Genomic DNA, 1,632 nt, shown 5'->3' with positions numbered 1-1,632 from the left:
CCTGGGTGAGGCGGGGGGTGGTTTGGCCAGCAGATGTGCTCAGGAAATTCGCGGGAAAAGACATAGGACCTCTGAAGAACGGACCGGGCTGAGCAACGGGTGCTGCAAGGCCCATGAAACGTCAATGGAAGACCCGATGTCGCGCCTGGGCGCAGCAGCGGGCTGGCTATACTGGAGCATTGTATCTGAGGGGTGTCGGTCAAATGGCTGACGCCAGGGGCCGCGTCGTTGGCATGGGGGCCCTGTTTCAACGGCGGTCTTCTACCCGGGCAAAAGGCCACGAACTGGCCGCGAACGCTGGACCAGACACCGACCCACAACCTCCGGTTTGTGGCCCTCCGAGCTTTCCGAATCTCCGTCCCATCGAAGGACTATCCCGCCCAGTGGGTGGATGCATTGACATGACTTTACGCATTTACAACACCTTGTCGCGACAGACCGAGGATTTCAAGCCCTTGCGTGCCGGTGAGGTCCGCATGTACGTGTGCGGCATGACGATTTACGACCTGTGCCACATCGGTCATGCCCGCATGATGATGGCCTTCGATCTGGTGCAGCGCTGGCTCAAGGTCAGCGGCTACCGCGTCACCTATGTGCGCAACATCACCGACATCGACGACAAGATCATCAAACGCGCGCTGGAGCGTGGCATCACTTTGCGGGCCCTGACCGACGAGATGACCGCCGCCATGCACCAGGACATTGGTGCGCTGGGCATCGAGCCACCCGACCAAGAACCGCGCGCCACCGCCTACGTGCCGCAAATGCTGGCTTTGATCGGCCAATTGCAGGCCAAGGGCCTGGCTTACCAGGCCGAAACCGGCGACATGAACTTCTCCGTGCGCAAGTTTCCCGGCTACGGCAAGCTGTCGGGCAAGTCGCTGGACGACCTGCGGGCGGGCGAGCGGGTGGCTGTGGCCGGTGACAAGAACGACCCGCTGGACTTTGTGCTCTGGAAGTCGGCCAAGCCGGACGAGCCGGTCGACGCGAAGTGGGACAGCCCGTATGGCCCGGGGCGCCCGGGCTGGCACATCGAATGTTCGGCCATGAGCTGCGCCACCCTGGGCGAGACCTTCGACATCCACGGCGGCGGCGCCGATTTGCAGTTTCCGCACCACGAAAACGAAATCGCCCAGTCCGAAGGTGCGAGTGGCAAGCCCTTGGCGAACTACTGGATACACAACGGCTTTGTGCGGGTGGACAACGAAAAAATGTCCAAAAGTCTGGGCAATTTTTTCACCATCCGCGAAGTGCTGGCCAAGTACGACCCGGAGACGGTGCGTTTCTTCATCGTGCGCACCCACTACCGCAGCGCCTTGAACTACAGCGACGCGCATCTGGACGACGCCCGCGCGTCGCTCAAGCGCCTGTATACCGCTTTGGATATGGTGCCCGCCGCCCCGCTGGAGATCGACTGGCAGCAGCCTCACGCCCAGCGCTTCAAACAGGCCATGGACGAGGATTTTGGTACCCCGGAGGCCGTGGCTGTGTTGTTCGACTTGGCGGGGGAATTGAACAAAACGCGGTCGCAGGCCTGCGCGGATTTGCTCAAGGCCTTGGGCGCTTGCCTGGGGTTGCTGCAGCAAGTTCCTAAAGACTGGCTGCAAGGTCGGCAGACCGTGTTCGCGCCTT

1 protein-coding gene is annotated in these 1,632 nt (G+C 61.8%); it reads left to right on the top strand.

Annotated elements, in window-relative coordinates:
- Positions 1–401 precede the first annotated feature (401 nt).
- Positions 402–1,632 (top strand): cysteine--tRNA ligase (cysS, locus tag ABYB95_RS23130; protein ID WP_372662590.1); only part of this gene is annotated, 1,231 nt, incomplete at its 3' end.

The sequence above is a fragment of the Hydrogenophaga sp. genome, assembly GCF_041633695.1.
Classification (GTDB): Bacteria; Pseudomonadota; Gammaproteobacteria; order Burkholderiales; family Burkholderiaceae_C; genus Hydrogenophaga.
Note: the sequence above shows the minus strand (reverse complement) of the source record. Positions and strands in the feature narration are given on the sequence as shown.